The organism is Streptomyces colwelliae, assembly GCF_048158785.1.
In the GTDB taxonomy this organism is placed as follows: Bacteria; Actinomycetota; Actinomycetes; order Streptomycetales; family Streptomycetaceae; genus Streptomyces.
Window position 1 is genome coordinate 1 of sequence record NZ_JBLTJC010000234.1, and the last position, 16,607, is coordinate 16,607.

Annotated in this window: 17 protein-coding genes and 1 pseudogene; 14 read left to right on the forward strand and 4 right to left on the reverse strand. The window is 70.9% G+C overall.

All coding sequences use genetic code 11. The features are described 5' to 3' along the window. The 5 genes and pseudogenes from ACNFOC_RS35720 to ACNFOC_RS35740 all read left to right on the forward strand — a co-directional run. Positions 1-432 (forward strand): annotated as a pseudogene (locus ACNFOC_RS35720) (hypothetical protein); the annotation flags it as partial. A 50-nt stretch (positions 433-482) separates the two neighbouring features. Further along, complete coding sequence (locus ACNFOC_RS35725) at positions 483-908, forward strand: roadblock/LC7 domain-containing protein (RefSeq protein WP_384149512.1); 426 nt, start codon at positions 483-485, stop codon at positions 906-908. Between the two features lie 2 nt (positions 909-910). Continuing rightward, positions 911-1,288, forward strand: a complete 378-nt coding sequence (locus ACNFOC_RS35730) for a DUF742 domain-containing protein (RefSeq protein WP_384149189.1) — start codon at positions 911-913, stop codon at positions 1,286-1,288. Beyond that, positions 1,266-1,868: a GTP-binding protein gene (locus ACNFOC_RS35735; protein ID WP_043677399.1), complete on the forward strand. Its 603-nt coding sequence runs from the start codon at positions 1,266-1,268 to the stop codon at positions 1,866-1,868. Before ACNFOC_RS35730 ends, ACNFOC_RS35735 begins: the two co-directional genes overlap by 23 nt. Before the next feature lie 31 nt (positions 1,869-1,899). Beyond that, the gene (locus tag ACNFOC_RS35740) at positions 1,900-2,496 is read left to right on the forward strand and encodes a GAF domain-containing protein (protein ID WP_406130201.1); all 597 of its coding nucleotides are present in this window, start codon (positions 1,900-1,902) and stop codon (positions 2,494-2,496) included. 86 nt (positions 2,497-2,582) lie between these two features. On the opposite strand, the gene ACNFOC_RS35745 is transcribed toward ACNFOC_RS35740, so the two are convergent. Both ACNFOC_RS35745 and ACNFOC_RS35750 read right to left on the reverse strand, forming a co-directional pair. Then, a complete protein-coding gene (locus ACNFOC_RS35745; RefSeq protein ID WP_416963192.1) occupies positions 2,583-3,818 on the reverse strand; it encodes an acyl-CoA dehydrogenase family protein in 1,236 nt (411 codons plus the stop codon). A gap of 481 nt (positions 3,819-4,299) precedes the next feature. Further along, positions 4,300-5,160 (reverse strand): helix-turn-helix transcriptional regulator, encoded by an 861-nt coding sequence (locus ACNFOC_RS35750; protein ID WP_521985955.1) that lies wholly within the window; start codon positions 5,158-5,160, stop codon positions 4,300-4,302. A gap of 146 nt (positions 5,161-5,306) precedes the next feature. On the opposite strand from ACNFOC_RS35750, the gene ACNFOC_RS35755 reads away from it, so the two are divergent. Beyond that, positions 5,307-6,176 carry an SDR family NAD(P)-dependent oxidoreductase gene (locus ACNFOC_RS35755; protein ID WP_416963194.1) on the forward strand — a complete coding sequence of 290 codons (870 nt, stop codon included), beginning with the start codon at positions 5,307-5,309 and terminating at the stop codon, positions 6,174-6,176. Positions 6,177-6,202: 26 nt separating this feature from the next. On the opposite strand, the gene ACNFOC_RS35760 is transcribed toward ACNFOC_RS35755, so the two are convergent. Beyond that, entirely contained in the window at positions 6,203-6,988 is a 786-nt protein-coding gene (locus ACNFOC_RS35760) for a YwqG family protein (RefSeq protein ID WP_416963195.1), read from the reverse strand. Positions 6,989-7,127: 139 nt separating this feature from the next. Beyond that, on the reverse strand, positions 7,128-8,003 hold the full coding sequence (locus ACNFOC_RS35765; protein WP_416963196.1) for a PhzF family phenazine biosynthesis isomerase: 876 nt from the start codon (positions 8,001-8,003) through the stop codon (positions 7,128-7,130). A 314-nt stretch (positions 8,004-8,317) separates the two neighbouring features. Between ACNFOC_RS35765 and ACNFOC_RS35770 the strand changes: the two genes are divergently transcribed. From ACNFOC_RS35770 to ACNFOC_RS35805, 8 genes are all read left to right on the forward strand, one after another. Further along, on the forward strand, positions 8,318-9,424 hold the full coding sequence (locus ACNFOC_RS35770; protein WP_416963197.1) for a 3-deoxy-7-phosphoheptulonate synthase: 1,107 nt from the start codon (positions 8,318-8,320) through the stop codon (positions 9,422-9,424). Between the two features lie 84 nt (positions 9,425-9,508). Next, a complete protein-coding gene (locus ACNFOC_RS35775) occupies positions 9,509-10,900 on the forward strand; it encodes an aldehyde dehydrogenase family protein (RefSeq protein WP_416963198.1) in 1,392 nt (463 codons plus the stop codon). Continuing rightward, the gene (locus tag ACNFOC_RS35780) at positions 10,897-12,222 is read left to right on the forward strand and encodes a phenylacetate--CoA ligase family protein (protein WP_416963199.1); all 1,326 of its coding nucleotides are present in this window, start codon (positions 10,897-10,899) and stop codon (positions 12,220-12,222) included. Before ACNFOC_RS35775 ends, ACNFOC_RS35780 begins: the two co-directional genes overlap by 4 nt. Beyond that, positions 12,219-13,949, forward strand: a complete 1,731-nt coding sequence (locus ACNFOC_RS35785; protein ID WP_416963200.1) for a prenyltransferase/squalene oxidase repeat-containing protein — start codon at positions 12,219-12,221, stop codon at positions 13,947-13,949. The genes ACNFOC_RS35780 and ACNFOC_RS35785 overlap by 4 nt, the downstream gene beginning before the upstream one ends. Positions 13,950-13,959: 10 nt before the next feature. Next, the gene (locus ACNFOC_RS35790) at positions 13,960-14,406 is read left to right on the forward strand and encodes a hypothetical protein (RefSeq protein ID WP_416963201.1); all 447 of its coding nucleotides are present in this window, start codon (positions 13,960-13,962) and stop codon (positions 14,404-14,406) included. Continuing rightward, on the forward strand, positions 14,393-14,668 hold the full coding sequence (locus ACNFOC_RS35795) for an acyl carrier protein (protein WP_416963202.1): 276 nt from the start codon (positions 14,393-14,395) through the stop codon (positions 14,666-14,668). Before ACNFOC_RS35790 ends, ACNFOC_RS35795 begins: the two co-directional genes overlap by 14 nt. After that, entirely contained in the window at positions 14,665-15,714 is a 1,050-nt protein-coding gene (locus ACNFOC_RS35800) for an acyl-CoA synthetase family protein (RefSeq protein WP_416963203.1), read from the forward strand. Before ACNFOC_RS35795 ends, ACNFOC_RS35800 begins: the two co-directional genes overlap by 4 nt. A 118-nt stretch (positions 15,715-15,832) precedes the next feature. After that, on the forward strand, positions 15,833-16,576 hold the full coding sequence (locus tag ACNFOC_RS35805; RefSeq protein WP_416963204.1) for an SDR family NAD(P)-dependent oxidoreductase: 744 nt from the start codon (positions 15,833-15,835) through the stop codon (positions 16,574-16,576). The last annotated feature ends 31 nt before the right edge of the window (positions 16,577-16,607 follow it).

Genomic DNA, 16,607 nt, shown 5'->3' on the forward strand with positions numbered 1-16,607 from the left:
CTGCGTCGGGGAGTTCAGCGCGCTTCGCGCGGGAGCCAGTCGAAGGCCTCGGCGCTCGGACGGTCGCCCGGTTTGTACTCCAGGCCCACCCAGCCGTCGGCCCGCACCGGGAACGCGCCGATGCCCGTCGTGCACCAGCACCCCCAGCAGCACCCGCAGCAACAGCAACAGCACCCCCGGACCGTGGATCCGGTGGCGCCGCGCGAGCGTGGGTCCGTGCCGTACGGCAGGGAGTCCCGGGACGAGCGGCCGCGCCTGCCCCAGCGGCACGCGCAGGAGCACCTCGTACCGGAGCTGCGTGAGGGTCCGGCCCCGCGCAAGACCGAGGAACAAGAGGTCGAGCACGATCCGGGACTGATGGCCATGTTCCGGCGCGGAGTCAGCCTCGCCGACAACGAACCCGACGAGCCTCCCACTGACAGCGCTCGCTGACCGCAGGCTCCGTTACTCGCACGAAGGAGAAGAACGCCACCGTGAGCGACATGCACGCCGGCCAGCAGAACCTCGACTGGCTTCTGGCGGGACTCGTCCAGAGGGTCCCCTATACCCGCAGCGCAGTGCTGCTGAGCACGGACGGCCTCGCGAAGGCCGCCGACGGGCTGGATACGGCCGCCGAGGCCGAGCATCTGGCCGCCCTGGCGTCCGGTCTGCACTCGCTGGCCCGCAGCGCGGGCGCGCAGTTCGCCCAGGGCGCCGATGTGCGGCAGGTGGTCGTGGAGCTGGACAGCGCCCTGCTGTTCGTGTGCGCCGCGGGCTCCGGTGCCTGTCTTGCCGTGCTGGCCGACCGGGAGGCCGACGCGGCCGTCCTCGGTTACGAAATGGCCATGCTGGTCAAGAGTGTTCGTCCCTATCTCGCCACGCCGGTCCGACAGCAGGGGGCCGGCTCGTCGATGGATCAGAGGCGCTGACCATGTCCGACGCGGAGGACGGGTCGTGGCTCGACGACGAGGCAGGGCGGTTAATACGGCCGTACACCGTCACCAACGGTCGTACCCGCCCCTCGGCGCACTTCGACCTGCTCACCCTGGTGATGGCCACCGGCACCCGCCCACAGAGCTATCTGGGGCCCGACTACGACCAGGTCCTCACCCTGTGCGACGCGCCCATCTCGGTCGCCGAGGTGGCCGCCCATCTGCGCCTGCCCGCGGTGACCACCAAAGTTCTGCTCTCCGACCTCGTGACGCACCAGGCGCTCTCCCTGCGCTCGCCGCGCGCCGTCGAGGCGGCCTCCCCGACCGACCGAAACCTCCTGGAGGCGGTGCTGCATGGACTACGTAAGCGGCTCTGACCCCTTCCCCACCGCCCTGAAGATCCTCATCGCCGGGGGCTTCGGGGTCGGCAAGACCACGTTCGTCGGTGCGGTCAGCGAGATCGAGCCGCTGAGCACCGAAGAACTGCTGACCTCGGTCAGTGCCCGCACCGACAGCCTGGTGGGCATCGAGGACAAGTCGACCACCACCGTGGCGATGGACTTCGGCCGGATGTCCCTGGACAAGGAGCACGTCCTCTATCTGTTCGGCACGCCCGGGCAGGAGCGCTTCTGGTTCATGTGGGACGAGTTGTCGAACGGCGCGCTGGGTGCCGTGGTGCTCGCGGACACCCGCCGGCTGGACCACTGCTTCGCCGCCGTCGACTTCTTCGAACGGCGTGGCATCGGCTTCATCGTGGCCGTCAACGAGTTCGACGGCTCCTATCACTACGAGTCCGACGAGATCCGCGCGGCCCTCGATCTCAAGCCCGACGTACCCGTCGTGATGTGCGACGCGCGGCAGTGCAACTCCGGTACCCGCGTGTTGATCGCACTCGTACAGCATCTGCTCGCCTCGACTCCCGGCACCCCGCCCGCGGAGCTTTACCCGTCGCGCTGAGCCACGCTCGACGCGACCGAATGGAGCCTGCATGTCAGCCCCGGTTCCCTACTCCACCCAGAACTCGTACGACCCGACCAGCCATCTGCTGCTGACGCCCGAGGACCGGGAGGCGGCCGCCCGGGTGGCGCGGCTGCGCGAACTCGGCCTGGGGGACGCGCCGATCGCGGAGTTCGACGAGTTCGCCCGCAACCTGGCGCAGGTCACGGGTGCGCCGTTCTCGATGGTCAACTTCATCGACGAGAACCGTCAGTACTTCGCCGGTCTCTACGCCGGTGGCCGTCCGGGCGTCCAGCTGGCGCCGGACGAGCAGCCGGAGGTCGGCCGGACGATGACGCGTGATCAGGGGTACTGCCCGCACGTCGTCGTGCGCAAGAAGGCGCTGGTCCTCGAGGACGTCTGCGACTACCCGCGGTTCGCGGGGAACAGCGTCGTGGACGAGATAGGCATCCGCTCGTACATGGGCGCGCCGCTGATCGACTGGAAGACGGGCATGGCCCTGGGCACGATCTGCGTGGTCGACACGGACACCCATCCGTGGGGGCGCGAGGGTCTGGCGACGATCAAGTCGCTGGCGCAGCAACTGGTCGACCGGCTCCACACGATGGAGACCCGGGGCGGGATCTGAGCCTGCTGCCGAGGCAGCCGCCGGGGCGAAGGGCGTTCAAGTACGGGAGCCGCGGGCACGACGCTGTGTCCGTGGCTCCCCGGTGTTCAGCCCGCGTGCCCGGCCGTCTCCAACTGCCCGAGGCGGCGCTGGGGTTGGACGGTCCGCACGAGGTCGGCCAGTCGCTCGGACCACTGGCCCTTGGCCGTGCCGAGGGCCACCTCGCCCAGCCTCAGCAGCTGGATGTCGGAGGTGCCGGCGGGGGCGTAGATGTGGTGGGCGTCGCGCAGATAGCGCTCCACGGGGCGGTCGGTGAACAGGCCGCTGGCCGCGTGGATCTCCATGCTGTCACGGGCGGAGTCGACGGCCGCCTCGACGTTGAGGAGTTTGGCGTTCATCAACTCCGCGTCGCAGGACAGCCCTTGGTCGAGGAGGTGGACGGCGTGGTAGGCGGCCAGACGGGCCGTCATCAGCCGGGACTTCATCCGGCCCAGCTTGAGCTTGATGTTGGTGAGGTCGCCGAGCGGTGCTCCGAAGCGCTCACGCTCGATGCACAGGGCCGTCGTCTCCTCGAAGGCGGCCTGGTGGATGCCGAGGGAGACGGCCGTGAGGTTGGGCCGGCCGTAGAGGATGCTGGAGGAGTAGGCGACGGCCAGGCCCTGGCCCTCCTCGCCGAGCCGATTGGCCGCCGGTACGCGGCAGTTCTCGTAGATGATCTCGCCGAAGCTGAAGCCGTGCAGGCCCATCGCGGGCACCTGCTCACCGAGTGAGAAGCCGGGGCGGTCGGACTCGACGAGGAAGGCCGACAGCCCCTTCGATCCCTCACCGGTGCGCACGACCACGCCGTGCACGTCGCCCACGTGGCTGTTGCCGACGAAGACCTTGCGGCCGTTGAGGATGTAGTCGTCACCGTCCCGGACGGCGGTGCTGCCCATCCCCAACACGTGGCCGCCGGACTCCGGTTCGGTCACGGCGATGGTCGGGAGGCACTCGCCGGCGGCGATGCGCGGCAGCCACTTCCGCTTCTGCTCCGCGTTCCCGAAGTGAATGATCTTTGCCACACCGAGCTGGGAGGCCTGAACCATGGCTCCCATAGCACCGCATACACGGGCGAGTTCTTCGATGGTGATGGTCTTGGCCAGGTGCCCGGCGCCCATTCCGCCGTACTCTTTCCCAATGGTCACGCCGATCCAGCCCTGCCGGGCGATGAGACTGGACAGCTCGTGCGCAACGGTGCGCGAGCTCTCCATCTCAGCTATCCGCGGACGTACCTCACGTTCGGCGAACTCGCGCACCCGTTGGCGCAGGTCCTCGTGCCACCCGCTGGTGAAATAGCGTTCCACAACCCCTCCTGCACGCTGCCTCCGTGTCCGGCATGATCCGGAGGTCGTTCGTCGGGCAGTGGTTCGTCGCCCTTGGGCGCCTGCCCGAAATATTGTCTACTTGTCGACCCATCTCAGCCAAGATCACCATACGAGGTTGACTGAAACCCGGCGCCTTGCGGGGACTCCCAACTGTGCGATATGAGCCACGACATGGTCTCATCAGGACACGTCACGAAGAGAAACCGACCAAGGGCGAACAACAGGCACCCAATACGGACAGAGGCCTGCCCACCAGGCACATGCCGGACAGACGTAGCACAGCTCACATCGACAATCAGTCACGTTCCGGCTGACCGATAAGTGGGCCCGCCCAGTTCCCTGACCTACGTTCAACCGACGAACATCAGCCACTTCCGCGGGGAGGAGGCGACGATTCCGCCGCACCAACCTGCGCTTACGTCACTCCGGCCCCACGGGTCACACCGGCGGATCCGCCGGATCACTCGGCGCCGGTGGCGAACCGGTCGGTGCCCAGCACCGTGAGGAGGGCCAGTTTCTGGTGGCTTTCCGTGCCCGGGGTCGCGGTGAAGACGAGCAGCGACTGGCCCTGGTCGGGCTCCAGCAGGAGTTGGCAGTAGAGGTCCAACCGTCCGACCTGGGGATGGACGAACCGCTTGGTCTCGCTCCAGCGCAGGCCCACCTCGTGCCGCTCCCACAGCCGGGCGAACTCGTCACTGGTGCGCAGCAGGACGTCCGCCAGACCCGCCGCGGGAGAGCCGGGCCCGTCCCGGGTGACCGCCGCGCGCAGCAGCGCGACGTTGGTCCGGCTGTTGTCGTCGTGGTCCTCGGGGTCGTAGCGCTCACGGGCGGCCGGGTCGGTGAACCAACGGTAGGTCGCACTGCGGGAGTTGCCGGTGTAGTGGGTCTGCTCGCCGAGCAGCGCCACGGCGGACGGCGTCTGGAGCAGCGTCTCCCCCAGCGGCCCCATGACCTGCGCGGTGGTGCCGGCCAGGCCGTCCATGACCCGCATCAGCCCGGGGCTCACATGCTGAAGTCGCAGGCCGCGGCGGGCGGTTCGGTACCCGGCGAGCAGGAAGAGGTGATCGCGTTCGTCCGGGGTCAGCCGCAGGCCGCGGGCGATGGCCGCGAGCATCTGCTCCGAGGGCTGCGGTCCGTCGCCGCGCTCCAGCCGGGCGAAGTAGTCGGCGGACATGGTGCACAGCTCCGCCACCTCCTCGCGGCGCAGGCCCGGAGCGCGCCGGCGTTGCCCCCGGCGCAGCCCGACGTCCTCGGGTTGCAGGGCCGATCGCCGGGTGCGCAGGAAGGTGCCTAGGGACGAGCGGTCGAACGTGTGGTCCATGGTCCTCATCGTTGGCCATACGGCTCGGCTCAGCCACGACCTGCCGTTCAGTGGTTGCGGATGTCCTTCCGGCGCCCGTGGTGCGGCGAGTTCACTGGCGATGCGATCAGCAGTCACTCATGACAGCGAACCAGGAGCCAAGTCCCATGACCCGTATGCCCAGTTGGACCGCGCACGACCTCCCGGACCTGACCGGCCGTACGGTGGTGATCACCGGCGCCGGCCGTGGCCTCGGCCTGATCACGGCACGCGAACTCGCTCGCGTGGGTGCCCGTGTCGTGCTCGGGGTACGCGACACCGGCAAGGCCCGCCGTGCCGTCGCCGGCCTGCCCGGCACCTTCGACGTCCGCCCGCTCGACGTGTCGGACCTGACCTCGGTGCGCGCCTTCGCCGACGCCTGGTCCGGCGACCTCGACATCCTGGTCAACAACGCCGGCGTGATGGACATCCCGGCCGCGCGCACGGCCGACGGCCTGGACCTCCAGACCACCACCAACCACACCGGCCCCTTCCTGCTGACCACCCTGCTCCTCCAGCACATCACCGACCGCGTGGTGCACGTCACGAGCGAACTGCACAAACAGGGCAGGATCGACCTGGCCGACCTCGACTGGCGCACGCGCAGGCACAACGGGATGCAGGCCTACCAGGCGTCGAAACTCGCGGTCGTCCTGTTCTCGCTGGAGCTCCAGCGCCGGCTGACCGCCGCGGGCAGTCCGGTTCGCTCGGTTCTGGCCAGTCCGGGCATCGCCCGCACCTCGCTGGCGGCCCACTCCCGGTCGAACGTCGTCAACCGCTTCACGTTCCTCACCAACGACCCCGAGCGCGGCGCACTTTCCCTGCTCTACGCCGCGACCCAGGACGTCCCCGGCAACTCCTACATCGGCCCGGACGGCCTGGGCGGCTTCCGGGGCTCCCCCGCCGTACGCCGGCAGAGCAAGGCCGGCCTCGACGCAGCCATCGCAGGCCGGCTGTGGGACGCGACCGCCGAACTCGTCGGGGCGGACGCCCGGTGAGCTCCCCGAAGGGTGGTCATCGGTGATCAGCACTGCTGCTCGTACCGGAGCCCGGCGTACTCCCGCGCGGCGATGTCCTCCCGTGTGCCCACGATGAGGTTCATGGTGAACACGTCGTAGTCGATCGCCTGCCCTGCCAACTGCGCGAAGAGCACGAGTCCGTCGGTGTCCGGTGCCATGTCCCACGGGTCGGAGAACCCGCCGATCCGCACACAGACGCCGGGACGAGGCCCGCCGAAGGCCAGGTCGCCGACGGCTTCCTCGAAACCGTCCAGCGCGTCCTGGCCACCGTCACCGTCACCGTCCAGGAACGCGCTGATCTGCGGGCCCCCTTCCCACTCGCCGTCGAAGGTCAGTCCGGCGACGGGATGGAGGACGCGTGGTTCATAGACCCTGATCTCCCCTACCTCACCGCCCAGTTCGTACGACGCGGGGCGCTCCGTCGTGCGTACTCCGGCCGGTATGTGGAGCACCACGGAGCGCTCCGGCGGGTACTCGATCTCCGTGAACAACAACAGGTGCCCATCGGCGGGCAGTTCGATGTCCAGGACACCGTGAGGCAGGGCCGCGCAGTCGACACTCAGCACAAGCGGCTCCCTCCCGTCGGGCCACTCCACCCCGTCCGGCAGCGCGGGAAGCCCGCCCGTCCGCGCCGCCGGACGGACGTCCTCCCGACGCGACTCAGGCACTTCTTCGTACGGCACCAGGTAGAGGCACGGCCGCGCCCGGGCCATCAACTCCCGTACGACAGGCCCGGGAACGCCGTGTTCGGCGGCCGTCTCAAGAACGAGCGCTTCGTCGATCGATGTCATGCCCGGGATCGTGCCACGGGCCTCTGACATGGAGGACCGGGGAGCGGATGGGCACGAGCCCGGAGACTGAGGAACAGCGGTGCTCCGTAGCCACGGGGATACATGGCTCCGTGACCACGGGGCCACCTGTGTCGGCGCTTCAGCCGATGCGTGCTCCCGCGCCGCCCACACGCACACGCGGGTCGCCCGCGCGCAGCGTCACGGTGAGTTCGCCGGGGCGGCCCAGGTCCTCGCCCTGGTGCAGGGTGAGGACGACGTCCTCGGGGACCAGGCCGAGTTGACGCGCGTACGCCCCGAACGCGGCGGCCGCGGCGCCGGTCGCCGGGTCCTCGACGACGCCGCCGACGGGGAAGGGGTCACGGACGTGGAAGACGGTGGCCGACTCCCGCCACACCAACTGGACGGTGGTCAGGTCCAGTTGGTGCATCAGGGCTTCGAGGCGGGCGAAGTCGTAGGCGAGATCGGCGAGTCGGGCGCGTGTCGCCGCCGCGAGCACGAGATGACGGGCACCGGCGAAGGCGATACGGGGCGGGAAGGCCGGGTCGAGATCGGCCTCCGGCCAGCCGAGCGCGGCCAGCGCCTCCGCGAGATCGGCGTCGGTGACCTCCTCGATGTGCGGTTCGACGCTGGTGAGGGTGGCCCGGAGCGTCCCGCCCTCCTCGACCACGTCCACCGGCACGGTGCCGGCGCGTGTCGCGAACACCAGCTCCCCGGGGCCCACCCGTTCGGCGAGCGCCACGGCGGTCGCGACGGTGGCGTGCCCGCAGAACGGCACCTCGGCCTTGGGACTGAAGTACCGGATGGTGTACGCCCGCCCTTCCTCACCGCCGAGGCCCTCCGGGGGCGCGGTCAGGAACGCGGACTCCGAGTACCCGAGGTCGGCGGCGACGGCCAGCATGGCGCTGTCGTCCAGAGCGGTGGCGTCCAGGACTACGCCCGCGGGGTTTCCGCCGGCCGGGTCGCTGGAGAAGGCGGTGTATCGCAGGACCTCGGGGCGTGGCGCGCTCGTCGTCATGACCGTGGCAACCGGGGTGGGGCCGCCGTCATTCCCGGAGGCGGACGACGTCGCGACCGGGCGCCCTCGGCGGGTCCAGATCGACGCGACCGCGCATCGGACAACCGTCCCCGGTGCAGCTAGGTGCACAACAACTTGCTGCACGCGGCACAGGTGGCGGGCCGACTCGCGGATGCGGCACGGTCGTTCATGTGCCCGCCGGACGGTCCACCGCGGCATCTCCGTCAACACCCCATTCCGATCCGTCTTTTCGTTGCCGACACACGACTTCTGCGCCGAGTAGAACGAATTGAGGAACGATGCAGAGCCTTCACATGCCGACCGGGACAGAACCCGATTCCGTGGTCGAACCGGTCTCCTCGGGAGGCGTCGGTGGGCAGTACCGCACGCATTCGGCGAGCACCCCCGACGAACTCCTGAGCGCGCTCCCGCTGACCGAGGCCGCGGCGCGTTCGGTGAGCGCCGGCCGTCGCACGACCCGCCGTGTGCTGAGCGGTGACGACGACCGGCTGCTCGCCGTGGTCGGCCCGTGCTCGATCCACGACGTGGACGCCGGCCTGGCGTACGCGAAGTCGCTGAGCGAACTGGCCGCAGACCTCGCCGACGACCTGGCGGTCGTCATGCGGGTCTACGTCGAGAAACCCCGCACGACGGTCGGTTGGACGGGGCTGCTCACCGACCCGGCGCTGGACGGCAGCCTGGATCTCGACCGGGGACTTCGCACGGTCCGCGCGCTCATGCTGGAGATCGCCGAACTGGGGCTGCCCATCGCGACGGAATGGCTGAGCCCGGCGGCTCCGGCGTACCTGGCCGACCTGATCTCCTGGGGCGCCATCGGCGCGCGGACCGTGGAGAGCCAGGTGCACCGGCAACTGGCGAGTGGTCTTCCCATGCCCGTGGGCATGAAGAACGGCAGCACCGGATCGGTGGGCGTCGCCGTCGACGCCATCCGGTCCGCGGCCGCCCCGCACGCCTACCTCGGCCTCGACCGGGACGGTGGGCCGGTCGCCCTGCGCACGAGCGGGAACCCCGACTGCCATGTGGTGCTCCGGGGTGCGGCGGGCCGGCCCAACTACCGCGCCGAGGACGTGCGCGAGGCGGCCCGTCTGCTGTCCTCGGCCGCACTGCCGACAGGTCTGGTCATCGACGCCAGCCACGGCAACAGCGGCAAGGACCACGAGCGGCAGGCCCTGGTCGCGCGGGAGATAGGGGCGCAGGTCGCGACCGGTGACCCGGAGATCCGCGGGGTCATGCTGGAGGGCTTCCTGATCCCCGGGCGGCAGGAACTCGGGCCCGGGGAGCCGGTGTTCGGCCAGAGCATCACCGACTCGTGCATGGGGTGGGACACCACCGTGGACGTACTCCGGGATCTCGCGGCCTCGGCCCGCAGGCGCCGCGCCGTGACGGCCACCGCGACCTGACCCCGCTCGACACCGCTCGACACCGCACGGCGCCCCGCGTCACCGCACGCCCCGTGCCTCGCCGCAAGGAACAGGAGAGCGAGCATGCTGGACATCCCCGCGCTGGGTCCGACCGGGCCCTATCGGACGCGGAACCGCACCACCGTGCCGGACGCCGCCGGCATCCCGGCACTCGAACTGACGTCGGTCCCGGGCCTGGTCGTCTCCCACTGGATCGATCAGCTGCGCGGCAGCGCGCCGCTGCCCGTCACGGAGACGGCGGCCGTCCTCGCGAAGGCGGCCGACGTCTTCGAGGGCCACGAGATCCTGGGGGACGATCTGCCGGCCCACGAGCGGCGGGTCTCGGAGCTGACGGGCACACCCCTCGCCGTCGTGCGCGAGTGCGACGGACTCATCACGGCGACCCTGCGCGACGTGGGACGCATGCCGTTCGCGGCGCGGCCCACGGGCTGCGCCCCGGTCGGTACCGCCGTACCGGACACACCGTCGGCGGGCGCCGTGTGGCGCCGCGCCGGAGACGTCCTCGCCGTGCAGGCGGCCGGCAACAGCCCCGGGGTGCACGCCATGTGGCCCGAGGCGCTGGCCCTCGGCTACCGAGTCGTCGTCCGCCCCTCCAACCGGGACCCGCTGACCCCGCTCCGCCTCGTGACCGCGCTGCGCGAAGCCGGGATACCGGCGACGCAGCTGGTCATGGCGCCCTGCGACCACGCGACGGCGGATCTGCTCGTCGAGCGCGCGGACCGCGCCGTGGTGTACGGCGGTCAGGACGTCGTGGACAGGTACCGCGACCGTGCCGATGTCCGGACGCAGGGCCCGGGCCGCTCGAAACTGGTCGTGACCGCCGACGCGGACCGGCGCGCGGGGCTCGGTCTCGCCCGCGCGGGCGCGCTCCATCACGCGGGAACCGCGTGCACCGCGACCACGGGTGTGCTGGTCGAGGAGGATCCGGCGGGTTTCGCCGCCGAACTGGCCGCCGCGCTCAGCACGGTGGCACCGGCTCGGCAGGTGGACGACGGGGCTCTCCTGCCGTGCATGCCCGAGGACACCGCGCGACGCCTGGTGACGGCGGTCCTGGACCGGGCCACGGACGCGACCGTGCACCTGGCGCCGCGCGTCGAACGGCTCGGCGGCGCGGGCGACGAGGGCTCCCTGGCGACGGTGACGCCCGCCGTCGTGGAGCTGGCGTCACCGAGGGACCCGCTGCTGTCGTACGAGCTGCCCTTTCCGTGTGTGTGGGTCGCACCGTTCCGGCGGGCCGCCGTGGACGTCCTCGACGGCTCGCTGGTGCTGTCGCTGCACACCGGGGACCCGGGGCTGGTCGCCGAGGCCTCGGAGCTCACCTCGGTCTCGAACGTGTACCGCGGCAGGCCGACCTCGTGGACCCATCCGGACGTACCGCACGACGGCTTCCTCGGCGAGTTCCTGATGCGCGCCAAGGGGCTGGCACTTGCCGACGAGAAAAGGAGTGTCACGTGAAGATCAACTCTCGGAGCGACCTCGACTTCATGGAGCGGATACAGCAGGAGGTGACCGCCCACCGCCGCGCGTCCCCGTCCGACGGCGCCTACTACGCGTCGAAGCTGGCCGAGGTCTGGCACCGCGCGGAGCAGACCTCCGCGTACGCCTCGCTCGGCACGTTCTCGATGCCGGCGTTCCTGGACCGGCAGGCGACGTCGAAGGACGATCTCAAGTCCCGGCCTCTCGACTATCTGCGGGTACCGGTCGACGCGGGGCTGAAGTACTACCAGACCACGGGGACGACAGGGTCCCCCACGCCCACGCCCCGCACGGCCCAGGACATGATCGCCAACACCGTGTCCGTCGCCGAGACCTGGCGCACGATGCTCGCGGACGGCGGCCATCGCGCCCTGATCCTGCTGCCCTCGGACATCGTGCCGGTGGCCGATCTGATGGTCGGTGTCTGCGAGTTCCTGGGGATTCCCCACGTCAAGGCCTATCCGTACACCACCGGCATCTCCGACTGGGACCGCATCGTCGGCCTGTGGGAGGTCTTCCGGCCGACCGTGCTGTTCGTGGCGCCCGGTGTGCTCCTGGAGTTCTCCCAGGTCGTCAGGAGGCGCGGCCTGCTGGACCGGTTGAGCGAGTCCGTCGACCGCCTCATGCTGCTCGGCGAGGTGAGTACCCCGGAGCTGCGCGCCATGGCCGGCCAGTGGTGGAACGCGCGTGCCTACGACGCGAGTTACGGCAGCACGGAGAGCGGCACACTGGCCGCGTGCTGCGCGCAGGACCGGCTGCACCTGCTGCGCGGGGCCAACTACTTCGAGATCGCGGACGAGGACGGCATCGCGCCCGCCGAGCCGGGACGCGACGGCCGGCTCGTCGTCACCCCGCTCAACAACGACGCCCGCCCCCTGATCCGCCTCGACATGGGCGACGAGGTGTCCCTGACGGACGGCTGCCCCTGCGGCGAGGACACCACCGTGGTGACGGTCCACGGGCGGGGCAGCGACGGCACCGAGATCAAGGGCAGCCGGGTGCGCACCCGCGATCTCGAAGGCGTCGTCTACGCGAACCGCGATGTCATGGGCTACCTGATCGAGGTCGACGAGCGCGGCACCTGGGCCCGGCTGCTGCTGGAGCGCGATCCGGGCACCGACCGGGACGCCGAGTCCGCGAAGAACGACCTCATCCAGCGGCGTACGAACGAACGCCTCGGCTTCCGGTGGGACGAGGTCCGGTTCGTCAACCGGCTGCCGGTGACGACGAAGAGCGGCGGTTCCCAGAAGAGCTGGAAGCGCTCCAACTTCCGGATCGTCGGCGAGGGGGTGCCGGCATGACCTACGACATGCTGCGGCGGTCGTCCGGGGTCGTCTCCGGGGAGTCCGACCTGTGGTGCACCTACGCGGCCGTACGGACCCTGCGCTGGCTCGACCGCGTCGACGAACTGCCGGCCCCCGAGGCCGTCGCCGGTTTCCTCTCCTCCCGGCAGAACTCCGACGGCGGGTACGCCTGGTCGGCCGGCATGAGCTCCGACGCCTGGGCCACCTACTACTGCACCCAGGCCATGGCCGATCTGCCGGCCGGCAGCGGCGGGGCGGTCGGCGCCTCGAGTTCCGCGTGGGTGTGGAGCGCCGCCCACGCGGACGGCGGGTTCGCGATGACACCCGGTCAGGCGTCGGACGTGTGGGCCACCTACTACGCCGTGCGCACGCTGGTGGAGATCTACGGTGAGCGCCCCCCGGAGACGCTGTTCGACTGGCTGGCTGCGCTACAGGCCGAGGACGGCGGACTGGCCTGGAGTCCGGCCCACGCGAAGGACGGCACGTCCGACGTGCGGGCCTGCTACTACGCCGTGACCGCCTGGCGGACGGCCACCGGTGGCGAGGGCCCGCTGCCGTGGGACCGCGAGCGGCTGACGGGCTGGCTCAGGGACCGGCAGAGCGCGTCCGGCGGATTCACCTTCCAGGACGGCGACGACACGGACTGCCTGTGGGCGACGTTCCGGGCCACCGGTGCCCTGAGCCGCCTCGACGAGCTGCCGCGGGACCCCGAGGGCTGCGTCGCCTGGATTCTGGACCGGCGGGGACCGGACGGGTCGTTCACCCGGTGGCCGGGCTATCCGGTGCCGGACGTGTGGGCCGCGTTCTGCGCCGTGGGAGCACTGCGCGAACTCGGCGCCGGGCTCGATGACATCGCCGACGGGGTGGTCGGGACGGTGCTGTCCTTCCGCACCGGGCAGGGCGGCTTCACCTATCGCGCTCCCGAACTCGCCTCGGACGTGCTCACGACCTCCGCCCACCTGCTGGCCCGCCGCTTCCCGGCCGGCGGCGAACGGGACGCGCTGCGCTGGACGGAGAGCTGCATGCTGCCGAACGAGAACGGCATCATGTACATGCCCGGACGCGGGAGCGAGGTGCGCTGCACCCTCTGGGCCCTGTCGGCGGGGGCGTTCGAGGACGACGCCCCGGCCCGCGCCGCGATCGCGGACTGGCTCACCGGTGCCATCCAGAACCCCGACGGCGGGTTCGGGTACTGGGAGGGCCGCGCGTCGGACATGGTGTCGACGAGCGCGGCCGCCGAGATCCTGCACCGGACCGAGGCGGCATCCGTCACCGCCGGCCTGCGGGGCGTCGCCGAGTACGTGGCCGGCTGCGAAACGGCACCCGGCCGGTACGCCGACGTGCCCGGCGGCCGACCCACACTGCGGGCCACCTTGCAGGCGCTCAGGGCGCTGCGCCGGGCGACCGGGGCCGACGCTGCCCACGTCGTCGAGGCCCTCGCCCGGCACCGGGTCCGCGGCGGCGGTTTCGCGAACGAGGGCAACCGGGTCCCCGACCTGTTGAGCACTTACGAAGCCCTGCTGGCGGCGGACGCGTTCGGCGTCGAGTGGGACGCCGGCCACCTGGCGAGGTTCCTGGACAGCGTGCGGACGACGGACGCCGGGTTCGCCTGGACCCCGCTGATGGCGACGAGCCGCGGCCCGCTCGCGGACTGCCTGGGGCGCCGCCTGGAACTGCGGCTGTCGCACGGGCGGCACGACCTGCCCCCGCTGGCCCTCTCGTGAAAGGCGCACCGTGCCGACCGTCGATGTGACCAGTACCCCGCTGACCCCCTCCGCGCGACTGAAGGTCGCGCTGCGCCTCACCCGGTGGATGGCCGCGCACGGTTCGGACGCCGCGCACGTCGTGGTGTCCTTCCGTACCGCGGAGCCCATGGCGTACTTCGCCGGCGGGATGCCGCTGACCACCTACAAGGACGACACGAGCCAGGACGGGCACGCCGGGTGGGCGTCCGTCGTGTGCCACGTCCATCCCGGCCGCGATCACACGTACCGGGCCGAACTGGCCGAGGAGGTCCGGGCGACGCTCGGTCTCGACGCGGACGCCGCCCACCTGATGGTCCGGTTCGAACCCACCCGGCCCGACCGGGTGTTCTACCTGGAATCGGGGTCGATGACGAGCGGCGAACCGCCCGCTGTCGACCGCGATGAAGAGAAAGGTCTCCGACATGCACACCACTGACCGCGGCGAGATCAGCACCCGTGTCCAGGCCGTCCTGGAGAAGCGCTTCGGCGACGCCGCCAGGACCCTGGCCGTCAACGCGGACCTGACCGACGCCCTGCCGGGCTTCGACAGCCTGGCGGCCCTGGAGTACGTCAACGCCGTCGAGAGCGAGTTCGGCATCGAGGTCGACTTCGTCGGCGACGACGTGCGCTACTGGTTCAGCACGCTCGACCGGACCACCGAGTACGTGCGCGAGACCGTCGAGGACCAGGCCGTATGACAAAGACGGCCGCTCGTACGGAGGAGTCCCCCGCCGAGGGCCCGGGCGAGATCCGCTTCGACACGTCCGGCAGTACGGGAGCGGCACGCCACTGGTTCCGGCTCCCCCGCCAGATGGAGCGCGAGGTGGAGCTGATCGGCACGCGTCTCGTCGGCCCCGTCGATCGCGTGGTCAACTACGCCCCGCCGCGGCACCTGTTCGGCGCCCTGTTCGGGCAGTGGCTGCCGCGCATGGCGGAGGTTCCGGTCCACCAGGCGTGGGCCGATCCGTTCGCGCCCCTGCCGGTCTCCCCCGGCGAGCGGGTCCTGGTGGTCTGCATCCCGATGGCCTGGGACCTGCTGCGCCGCGGGCTGCCGCTGCTGGAGCGCGCGGGTTCGGTCGTCGCCCTGCACAGCGCGGCGGCCCCGCCCCCCACCGCCCACGAACTCGTCCGCCGAGCCGCTCCGCTGCTCCGGGCACACGAGATCCTGGGGTCGACCGAGACCGGAGGCCTCGCCCACCGTCCGATCGCCCCCGAGGGAGACGGCGCCGGCCCGTGGCAGGCCCTCCCCGACGTGTCCTTCGTCCGTGCCCCCGGCCCACCGGCCGGCGCGGCGGAGGAACTGGTGGTCCGCAGCCCGCGTCTGGCCCGGCCGGAGAGCGGGACACGACCGCCCGACCGGTGGGCCACGGGCGACCTGGTGGAATTCACCGGCCCCCGTGCTTTCCGACTCGTCGGGCGCAGCGGCTCCCTCATCAAGGTGAACGGCGTCAAAGTGCATCTCGCCAGGGTCGACGAGCAACTGAACGCACGTCTGCCGCAGGCGGAATGCGCCACGCTCCCGCTTTCCGGCGACTCGATCGCCGGAGAGGGATACGTGGTCTTCTGGTCCCGCCGGAGTGACGGCGTGGGAGTGGGCGCGGGCGTGGGCGCGGGCGCGGGCGTCGCGGACATCAGAGCGGCTCTCCGGGATTTCCCCGGCCCGTCGCGGATCGTGGAACTGGCGGACATCCCGAGGACTTCCACCGGAAAACCGGACCGGGATTCCCTTTTCGCGGAACTCTGACCGCCCTCGACTCCTCTCGTGAAATCCCTTTTCGAATTCCCTGCGCCATGCGCAAACCCAACCCACAACTGTCCGGAACGACAAATCATTGGAGGGTTCCACTCTGTCCAGGTTGATCGTGGTGACCGGCGCGAGCGCCGGCATCGGCAAGGCAACGGCGAAGCGGTTCGCCGAGAACGACGACAAGGTGCTCCTGATCGCACGTCAGGAGAAGCGTCTCGCCCAGGCGGTCCGGGAGATCGAGTCGAGCGTGCCGGGAGCGGACGTCGAGCCGCTCGCCCTCGACATGTCCGACCCCGGGTCGGCGGAGCTCCTGCGTGACCGTGTCGGTGCGGCGGGGCTGCCCGTGAGCGGGCTGCTGTGCTGCGCGGGTGCGGTCCCGCCGTCCGAGGGCATGGACGAGAACGACGTCAAGCAGGTCCTGACGGAGTGGCAGGCGGCGTACCAGGCGAACGTCATGACCTCCGTCATCGCCGTGGAGGGCCTGCTCCCTCTCCTGGCCGACGACGGCAGCGTCGTGCTGTACAGCTCCATCGCCGCGTACCGGGGGTCCGGCGGGACGGGTGGGTACGGCGCCGCGAAGGCGGCCCTCCATTCGTACGTCCACAACCTCTCGGCGCGGCTGGGGCCACGCGGCATCAGCGCCAACGTGATCGCGCCGGGCTACGTCGCGGACACCGATCTCTTCGGCGGCACCCTGCCCGCCGCGCGGGAGTCCATGCTCGTCCGGCAGACCGCGCTGGGACGCGCGGGAGATCCGATGGACGTCGCGGAGCTCGGCTTCTACCTGTGCTCGAAGCCCGGCGGCTATGTCACCTCGCAGATTCTCCAGATCAACGGCGGCTCGTACCACGGCGTCTGACGCCGACGCACGGTCCGCGACCGCGTCCCTC

Bases quoted from the DNA above. Each gene is read 5' to 3' on its own strand.
- ACNFOC_RS35725 (WP_384149512.1), top strand. From the start codon at position 483: ATGCACGCCGGCCAGCAGAACCTCGACTGGCTTCTGGCGGGACTCGTC.
- ACNFOC_RS35730 (WP_384149189.1), top strand. From the start codon at position 911: ATGTCCGACGCGGAGGACGGGTCGTGGCTCGACGACGAGGCAGGGCGG.
- ACNFOC_RS35735 (WP_043677399.1), top strand. From the start codon at position 1,266: ATGGACTACGTAAGCGGCTCTGACCCCTTCCCCACCGCCCTGAAGATC.
- ACNFOC_RS35740 (WP_406130201.1), top strand. From the start codon at position 1,900: ATGTCAGCCCCGGTTCCCTACTCCACCCAGAACTCGTACGACCCGACC.
- ACNFOC_RS35750 (WP_521985955.1), bottom strand. From the start codon at position 5,160: ATGGACCACACGTTCGACCGCTCGTCCCTAGGCACCTTCCTGCGCACC.
- ACNFOC_RS35755 (WP_416963194.1), top strand. From the start codon at position 5,307: ATGACCCGTATGCCCAGTTGGACCGCGCACGACCTCCCGGACCTGACC.
- ACNFOC_RS35760 (WP_416963195.1), bottom strand. From the start codon at position 6,988: ATGACATCGATCGACGAAGCGCTCGTTCTTGAGACGGCCGCCGAACAC.
- ACNFOC_RS35765 (WP_416963196.1), bottom strand. From the start codon at position 8,003: ATGACGACGAGCGCGCCACGCCCCGAGGTCCTGCGATACACCGCCTTC.
- ACNFOC_RS35770 (WP_416963197.1), top strand. From the start codon at position 8,318: ATGCCGACCGGGACAGAACCCGATTCCGTGGTCGAACCGGTCTCCTCG.
- ACNFOC_RS35775 (WP_416963198.1), top strand. From the start codon at position 9,509: ATGCTGGACATCCCCGCGCTGGGTCCGACCGGGCCCTATCGGACGCGG.
- ACNFOC_RS35785 (WP_416963200.1), top strand. From the start codon at position 12,219: ATGACCTACGACATGCTGCGGCGGTCGTCCGGGGTCGTCTCCGGGGAG.
- ACNFOC_RS35795 (WP_416963202.1), top strand. From the start codon at position 14,393: ATGCACACCACTGACCGCGGCGAGATCAGCACCCGTGTCCAGGCCGTC.
- ACNFOC_RS35800 (WP_416963203.1), top strand. From the start codon at position 14,665: ATGACAAAGACGGCCGCTCGTACGGAGGAGTCCCCCGCCGAGGGCCCG.